The organism is Tardiphaga sp. (genome assembly GCF_028290495.1).
Lineage (GTDB): Bacteria > Pseudomonadota > Alphaproteobacteria > Rhizobiales > Xanthobacteraceae > Tardiphaga.
The window spans coordinates 46,903-54,502 of the sequence record NZ_JAQGJT010000104.1; the positions used below are offsets into that span (position 1 = coordinate 46,903).

At 62.0% G+C, this 7,600-nt stretch carries 8 protein-coding genes and 1 pseudogene; 6 read left to right on the top strand and 3 right to left on the bottom strand.

The genetic code is table 11. The annotated features are described in order from the left end of the window. The first annotated feature begins 62 nt into the window (after positions 1–62). The 4 genes from JWQ24_RS16420 to JWQ24_RS16435 are packed head-to-tail and all read left to right on the top strand — an operon-like array spanning position 63 to position 3,950. The gene (locus tag JWQ24_RS16420) at positions 63–1,043 is read left to right on the top strand and encodes an ABC transporter permease (protein WP_299810079.1); all 981 of its coding nucleotides are present in this window, start codon (positions 63–65) and stop codon (positions 1,041–1,043) included. Then, positions 1,040–1,984: an ABC transporter permease gene (locus tag JWQ24_RS16425; protein ID WP_299810082.1), complete on the top strand. Its 945-nt coding sequence runs from the start codon at positions 1,040–1,042 to the stop codon at positions 1,982–1,984. Before JWQ24_RS16420 ends, JWQ24_RS16425 begins: the two co-directional genes overlap by 4 nt. Next, the gene (locus tag JWQ24_RS16430; protein ID WP_299810086.1) at positions 1,981–2,970 is read left to right on the top strand and encodes an ABC transporter ATP-binding protein; all 990 of its coding nucleotides are present in this window, start codon (positions 1,981–1,983) and stop codon (positions 2,968–2,970) included. The genes JWQ24_RS16425 and JWQ24_RS16430 overlap by 4 nt, the downstream gene beginning before the upstream one ends. Next, a complete protein-coding gene (locus JWQ24_RS16435; RefSeq protein ID WP_299810089.1) occupies positions 2,967–3,950 on the top strand; it encodes an oligopeptide/dipeptide ABC transporter ATP-binding protein in 984 nt (327 codons plus the stop codon). Before JWQ24_RS16430 ends, JWQ24_RS16435 begins: the two co-directional genes overlap by 4 nt. A 146-nt stretch (positions 3,951–4,096) precedes the next feature. Here the strand turns inward: JWQ24_RS16435 and recA are convergent, their stop codons facing one another. Next, complete coding sequence (gene recA, locus JWQ24_RS16440) at positions 4,097–5,191, bottom strand: recombinase RecA (protein WP_299810091.1); 1,095 nt, start codon at positions 5,189–5,191, stop codon at positions 4,097–4,099. Between the two features lie 187 nt (positions 5,192–5,378). Between recA and JWQ24_RS16445 the strand changes: the two genes are divergently transcribed. After that, complete coding sequence (locus JWQ24_RS16445) at positions 5,379–5,816, top strand: PaaI family thioesterase (protein WP_299810094.1); 438 nt, start codon at positions 5,379–5,381, stop codon at positions 5,814–5,816. Between the two features lie 425 nt (positions 5,817–6,241). Here JWQ24_RS16445 and JWQ24_RS16450 read toward each other — a convergent pair whose 3' ends face one another. After that, complete coding sequence (locus JWQ24_RS16450) at positions 6,242–6,433, bottom strand: hypothetical protein (RefSeq protein ID WP_299810096.1); 192 nt, start codon at positions 6,431–6,433, stop codon at positions 6,242–6,244. A 332-nt stretch (positions 6,434–6,765) separates the two neighbouring features. Here JWQ24_RS16450 and JWQ24_RS16455 point away from each other — a divergent pair, with 332 nt between their 5' ends. Next, positions 6,766–7,017 (top strand): hypothetical protein, encoded by a 252-nt coding sequence (locus JWQ24_RS16455; protein ID WP_299810098.1) that lies wholly within the window; start codon positions 6,766–6,768, stop codon positions 7,015–7,017. A gap of 63 nt (positions 7,018–7,080) precedes the next feature. Here the strand turns inward: JWQ24_RS16455 and JWQ24_RS16460 are convergent. Next, positions 7,081–7,599: pseudogene (locus tag JWQ24_RS16460) on the bottom strand (DDE-type integrase/transposase/recombinase); the annotation flags it as partial. Position 7,600 lies beyond the last annotated feature (1 nt).

The following is a 7,600-nucleotide window of genomic DNA, read 5'->3' on the forward strand; positions in this document are numbered from 1 at the left end:
ACAGGTCCGACGACACCCGCACGAGTTGAACGCTGAACCAATAACGAAAGCGAAAGGATCCCATGCTCGCTTTCATCCTGCGCCGCGCGCTGCAGTCGATCGGCGTGATGATCGCCGTCGGCATCATCTCGTTTACGATGTTCCGCTTCGCCGGCGACCCCGTGAACCAGATGGTGGCGCTCGACACCTCGCCGGCGCAACGCGCGGAAATCCGCGCGTCGCTCGGGCTCGACGATCCCGTGGTGGTGCAGTTCGCGCGCTATTTCGGCAATGCCATCAAGTTCAAATTCGGCGTGTCCTACCAGTTTCGCCAGCCGGTCTCGGCGCTGCTGCAGGAGCGCATGCCGGCAACGCTCGAACTCGCCACCTGCGCCACCGTGCTGGCGATGGGCTTCGGCATTCTGATGGGCATCTACTCGGCGCTGCGACGCGATTCGTTTCTCGCCAAGGTGCTGCAGGCGGTGTCGCTGGTCGGCATCTCGCTGCCGACCTTCCTGATTGGCATCCTGCTGATCTATCTGTTTTCCGTGACGCTCGGCTGGCTGCCGTCCTTCGGCCGCGGCGACGTGGTGAAATTCGGCTGGTGGTCGACCGGGTTGCTCACGCTGTCCGGGTTGAAGGCGCTTGTCCTGCCCTCGATCACGCTTGGCCTGTTCCAGATGACGCTGATCATGCGGCTGGTGCGCGCCGAAATGCTTGAAGTGCTGCGCACCGACTATATCCGCTTTGCCCGGGCGCGCGGCCTCACCACCCGCGCGATCCATTTCGGCCATGCGTTGAAAAATACTTTGGTGCCGGTGATCACCGTCGCCGGGCTGCAGTTCGGCTCGGTGATCGCCTTCGCCATCATCACCGAAACGGTGTTCCAGTGGCCGGGCATGGGGCTGCTGTTCGTGCAGGCCGTGCAGAATGTCGATATCCCGATCATGGCCGCCTATCTGCTGGTGGTTTCGCTGATCTTCGTCACCATCAACCTGATCGTCGATATCCTTTACACGGTCGTCGATCCGCGCCTGCGCGCCAGCTTGAACCGCACCGCATGAGCCAGATTTTAGAAACAACAAGCTCCAAGTCGTCCCTGATCGCGCGTGCGATCGACAGCGATATCTTCTATTCGTTTCGGCGCTCGAAGCTGACGATGGCTGCGGCCTTCATCGCGCTGCTGCTGATCGTGATGGCGCTGTTTGCGCCATTGCTTTCCGTGCAGGACCCGTTCGACCCGCGCCAGCTCGAACTGATCAATTCGCGCATCCCGCCGCTGTGGACGGCGGATGGCCAGCGGCCCTACCTGTTCGGCACCGATGAGCAGGGCCGCGACATCTTCTCGGCGATCCTCTACGGCATGCGGATTTCGCTTGCGGTCGGCGTTCTCGGCGTGTCGTTCGCCGCGGTGCTCGGCATCGGGCTCGGGCTCGTCGCCGGCTATGTCGGCGGCGCGGTCGACAGCCTGATCATGCGCATCGCCGATGTGCAGCTCACCTTCCCGGCGATCCTGATTGCGCTGCTGATTGACGGCGTCGCCAAGTCCGTGTTCAGCAACCGTCTGGATTCGATGGGCACGCCCTTGGTGCTGGTGGTTGCGATCGGCCTGAGCTTCTGGGTGCAATATGCCCGCACGGTCAGGGGCTCGGTGATGGTCGAGAAGAACAAGGACTATGTCGCGGCCGCGCAATTGATCGGGCTGCCGGCGCGCATCATCATGATGCGCCACGTGCTGCCGAACACGATGGGGCCGATCCTGGTGATCGCCACCATCAACCTCGCGCTCGCGATCATCACCGAGGCGACATTGTCGTTCCTCGGCTCCGGGATGCCCGACACCATGCCGTCGCTGGGCACGCTGATCCGGATCGGCAACAACTATCTGTTCTCCGGCGAATGGTGGGTCATCGCCTTCCCGGGCCTTGCGCTGGCGTCGCTGATCCTGTCGATCAACCTGCTCGGCGACTGGTTGCGCGACGCGCTGAATCCGAAACTGCAATGAGCGAACCCGTGCTCTCCGTGCGCGATCTGCGCGTCGAATTCGCCGGCCGGCGCGGCGTGCTGCGGGCGATCGACGGCGTCTCGTTCGATATCGCGCGCGGCGAAGTGCTGGGCGTGGTCGGGGAGTCCGGCGCCGGCAAATCGGTGACCGGGCTGGCGGCCATCGGGCTGATCGATCCGCCCGGCCGCATCAGCGGCGGCGAGATCCTGTTGTCCGGGTTGCGCATCGACAACCTTCCGCCCGAAGAGATGCGGAAAATCCGCGGCAAGCGGATCGGCATGATCTTTCAGGACCCGCTGACCAGCCTCAACCCGCTGTACCGGATCGGCGACCAGCTGATCGAGACCATCCGCACCCATCTCGATTTGTCGGAAAGCACGGCGCGCAAACGCGCCATCGAGCTGCTCGCCGAAGTCGGCATTCCCGCGCCCGACAAGCGCATGGAGGCTTATCCGCATGAATTTTCCGGCGGGATGCGGCAGCGCGTGGTGATCGCGCTGGCGATTTCGGCCGAGCCCGAACTGATCATCGCCGACGAGCCGACCACCGCGCTGGACGTCTCCGTGCAGGCGCAGATCATCGCGCTGCTGCGAAGGCTCGGCCGCGATCACGGCACCGCGGTGATGCTGGTGACCCACGACATGGGCGTGATTGCGGAGACGTCGGACCGCGTCGCGGTGATGTATTCCGGGCGCATCGCCGAGATCGGCCCCGTGCGCGACGTGGTGCAGAACCCGCTGCATCCCTATGCCAAGGGATTGATGGGCGCGATCCCGACGCTGTCAGGTGATGCCTCGAAACGTCTGGTGCAGATCGAGGGTTCGATGCCGCGACTGTCGGCGATTCCGCCGGGCTGCGCCTTCAACCCGCGCTGCGCGTTCGCTTTCGATCGATGCCGGATCGAGCGGCCGCAGCCGATCGCGGTCGGCGCGCAGCGCGTCGCCTGCCATCTCTACGACACCGCCCACGCGGAGAGCCCGAGATGAGCGCGCTGGTGCAGGTGCGCGATCTTCGCCGCGCCTTTGATGTCTCGAAGCCGTGGCTGAACCGCGTGCTGGAGCGCGCGCCAATGGAATTTCTGCGCGCGGTCGACGGCGTGTCATTCAAGATTGCCCGCGGCGAGACCTTTGCGCTGGTCGGTGAATCCGGCTCCGGCAAGACCACGGTGGCGCGGATGGTGGTCGGGCTGCTGCCGCCGTCGTCCGGCGATGTGCTGATCGACGGCGTCTCGATGAGCGATCCCCGGCAGGCCAGCGCGCGGCAGGCGCTGCGGCGGCGCATCCAGATGATCTTCCAGGACCCCTATGCCAGCCTCAATCCGCGGATGCGGGTCGACGCCATCGTCGCCGAACCGATCCGCGCGTTCGAACTGTTGCGCGGCGAGCGCGAGATCCGCGGCCGGGTTGGAGAATTGCTGACACTGGTCGGGTTGCACCCCGATGACGGCGAAAAATTTCCACACCAGTTCTCTGGCGGCCAGCGTCAGCGCATCGCGATTGCGCGGGCGCTGGCGTCGGAGGCCGACTTCATCGTCTGCGACGAGCCGACGTCGGCGCTCGACGTCTCGGTGCAGGCGCAGATCCTCAATCTGATGCGCGACCTGCAGGACAGGTTCGGTCTGACCTATCTGTTCATCAGCCACAACCTCGCGGTCGTCCGGCACATGGCGGACCGGATCGGCGTGATGTATCTCGGCCGTATCGTGGAAATCGCGGAGGGCCGTGAATTGTTCAGCCAGCCGCGCATGCCCTATACAAGGATGCTGCTCGGCGCGGTGCCGGATCTGGCCATGTCCGGTCGCGCGCGGGTCGCGGTCACCGGCGAAATTCCCAATCCGATCGATCCGCCGTCCGGCTGCGCATTTCATCCGCGCTGCCCGGAAGTGTTCGCGCCGTGCCGAAGCCTGGCGCCGGCGCTGATCGACGGCGTGGCGTGCCACGCGGTCAACGGGCCACCGCGGGGATAATCCAAAGCAGCGCTACCGTTACTATCAACGGCAATGGCCAGTGCGCGTCGCTGGCGACGCGGGGGTCGCCTTCGCTGCGCGGCCCAGACGGCTCCCTCCTCCCCCGCAAGCGAAGAAGGGACCCAGCCTGTAGCCGCCGCGTGGCTCTATTCCTCGATCGGCTCTTCGCCGTCGGCATCGCGCTCCGGCGAACCGGCCAGGATCTGTTCGGCGATCAGGCCGGAATTCTGCCGGATCGAGGCTTCGATCTTGGCAGTCATGTCCGGATTGGCCTTCAGGAAGGCTTTCGAATTTTCGCGACCCTGGCCGAGGCGCTGGCTGTCATAGGAGAACCATGCGCCGGACTTCTCGATGATGCCGGCCTTGACGCCGAGATCGAGGATCTCGCCCATCTTGGAGACGCCTTCGCCATACATGATGTCGAATTCGACCTGCTTGAACGGCGGCGCCAGCTTGTTCTTGACGACCTTGACGCGGGTCTGGTTGCCGACCACCTCGTCGCGCTCCTTGATCGCGCCGATGCGGCGGATGTCGAGGCGGACCGAGGCGTAGAACTTCAGCGCGTTACCGCCGGTGGTGGTCTCCGGCGAGCCGTACATCACGCCGATCTTCATGCGGATCTGGTTGATGAAGATCACCATCGTATTCGACTTGTTGATCGATGCGGTCAGCTTGCGCAGCGCCTGGCTCATCAGGCGGGCCTGCAGGCCGGGCAGCGCATCGCCCATCTCGCCTTCCAGCTCGGCGCGCGGCACCAAGGCGGCCACCGAGTCGATCACCAGCACGTCGACCGCGCCGGAACGCACCAGCGTGTCGCAGATTTCCAGCGCCTGCTCGCCGGTATCCGGCTGCGAGATCAGCAGTTCATCGATGTTGACGCCGAGCTTGCGGGCATAGACGGGGTCGAGCGCGTGTTCGGCGTCGATGAAGGCGCAGATGCCGCCCTTCTTCTGGCCTTCGGCCACCGTATGCAGCGCCAGAGTGGTCTTCCCCGAGGATTCCGGCCCGTAGATTTCCACCACGCGGCCGCGCGGCAGGCCGCCGACGCCGAGCGCGATATCCAGACCCAGCGAACCCGACGAGATCGTCTCGATATCCATCGAACGATCGTTCTTGCCGAGCTTCATCACCGAGCCCTTGCCGAACTGACGCTCGATCTGCGACAGCGCGGCGGAAAGGGCCTTGGTCTTGTCCATGGAGGATCCTTCAACGATACGCAGGGCAGTCGGGGTCGAGGCCATATCAAGCTCCTTATGAACGGGATTCGCGCGGCGGACAAACAAAGGCAGTCAGGCGATCTGTTGAAACCAACCGTACACCATTCGTTCTATGTTCGCAATATGTTCTTTTTAAAATTCAGGTACTGGCCTGTTTCCAACCGCAGTGGCCTAGTTTGATTCTTGCAGTGGCCTAATTTAGATTTGGCGCATGAATGCAGACCCCTTAGCGCGCGTCCGTGTGAGTTTTTCGAAGCAAGGGCTGATGGCGACATTAGGAGCAACGCTTGGCGATATCTCGCCGGGCGCGGTGGAGATTGTCCTTCGGCCCAATCCTGCCATTTCTCAGCAGCATGGTTTCGTTCATGGCGGCGCGGTAAGCGCAATCGCAGACAGCGCGGCTGGCTATGCAGCCATGAGTCTGATGTCAGTCGGCATCAGTGTTTTGACCACCGAGTTCAAAATCAATTTTGTTGCGCCCGCGGCAGGCGAGCGGATCATCGCGCGCGGGCGCGTGGTAAAAGCTGGCCGAACCCTCACCTTAACGCAAACCGACGTCTTCGCGGAGACGGGCGGTCAGGAAAAACTGATTGCCCTCCTCACCGCTACGATGATGTCTATCGCTGGCCGAGAGGGCATGGACGAGTAGGTACTGCCCTGTTTCCGGCCTTAGTGGCCTGGTTTGTGAATTTCTCATTAATGAGCTTGATTGACCACCATGTCCGATATCGGACGTGCCACAAAGTTCTATGGAACAGGTTCCCGCACCATTCACATGCCGATTTAAGACGACCGTAGGGGGATGTCTGCCCGGTGAAGAGCTTTGCGCTTTTGAATTTCCCTGGTGCGAAGACTGCCCCAAATCAACGGTCATAAAAGCCTGCGCTTTAGAAGACCCGATGAAGTCGCCCATTTGGCGCGGCTGGATCGATGGAATTTCGGACATCAGGAAGTAAGGCCGCCTCAGTGGGCGGCCTCTTTCATTTTGTCTGTCCGTCATGGCCGCGCTCGCTGGCGTCCGTGATGTCTTCATCATCCGGACCTGGGTACTCGCCTGTTTCCGAGCGCAGTGGCCTAGTTTGAGGTCGGGCTGGTTTTGCTGGCGTGCCGCTCGCCGAGAATGAGGAGCGCGAGGAGCGCAAACGGTCCAAAAATCATCGCCGCATTGAGCCACAGATAAGTTGATCTGCCGCGGCTACGAGCCATGTCAAAAGCGGCCGGCATGGTCGCCATCGCGAAAAGTTGGAAGATCACCCAGGTTGACATAGATGGCTCCAGTAAGCGCAACCGTAACACGGAGCCGGCTCAAAGTCTCAACATCCCAAAAAAGTGAGCCGCCTCAGTTGGCGGCCTCTTTCATTTAATCCGGCGCACCTTGCGCTCGTCTCGCGCGTCGATAAGCGCGAGAATGGTCTTCCATGGCCTGTTTCCGAGCGCAGTGGCCTGGTTTGATTTAGGCAGTGGCCTACTTTGAACATGGTCAATATTGGACAGCCGAGACGTGACTAATCGCTATGATTTGGCATAGCCGCGTGGACCTCGGGAACAGTCGGTGACAGGGGGCTATTGTGCCTCCGCCTGATCGTCGGTGGTATTTGATGCACGGATCCCAATCGCATACATCTAAATTTCATTTCCGAATTTTTACTGACGGCGAGCAGCCCCACGAATCCGACGCGCTCGACTTTGACAACCTTGAAGAGGTTTGGCACGAGGGAGCAATGTCGGCATGCGAGATCATCCGCGGCATGCACGGGCGGATCGAATCCGATTTGGACTGGTGCTTGGAGGTCGCGGACGAAACCGGCAAAGTGATCTACCGGTTTTCATTTAAGGCGGAGCGGCTCTAAGGAAGTAAGGTCGCCTCAGTTGGCGGCCTCTTTCATTTCGCTTGTCCGTCATGGCCGCGCTGGCTGGCTGCCCCGGTCGGAATGGTGTAGCAGCGCATCAGGTTTGCCTCGTCGCCAGATTGCCATCACGAGGGCGCCGGCAACGAATTGCGCCGCCATCGCGGTTTGCATCGACCAGCCGACCGCGCGCCGAGAGAACAGGACGGCGGACGGCTGCCACATAGAGCCAGCCTTCCGCCGTCCGGACATAAGTGAAGTCGGCGATCCATTTGCGGTAATAAAACCGAACTTCACATCGATTCCTTCGCGAAGTAGGCCGCGGCTTTTTTTAGGATGTCCTCGTTCAGCCTTCAGCCTGGCAACCTCGCGCTTGAGACGCGTGATCTCCTGCTGCTCCGGCTTCATCTGACCCTGGCCGGGAAATGCATGTTGCGGATCGTCGGCAAGCTTCTTCATCCACTCACGCAGCTGCGTCGGATGACCGCCTGGATCCTCTACGGCACTGGCGTACGATACGCCACGATCCGTGATCAGCTTGACCGGCTCAAGCTTGAACTCTCGCGTGAACTTCCGTCTCTCCATC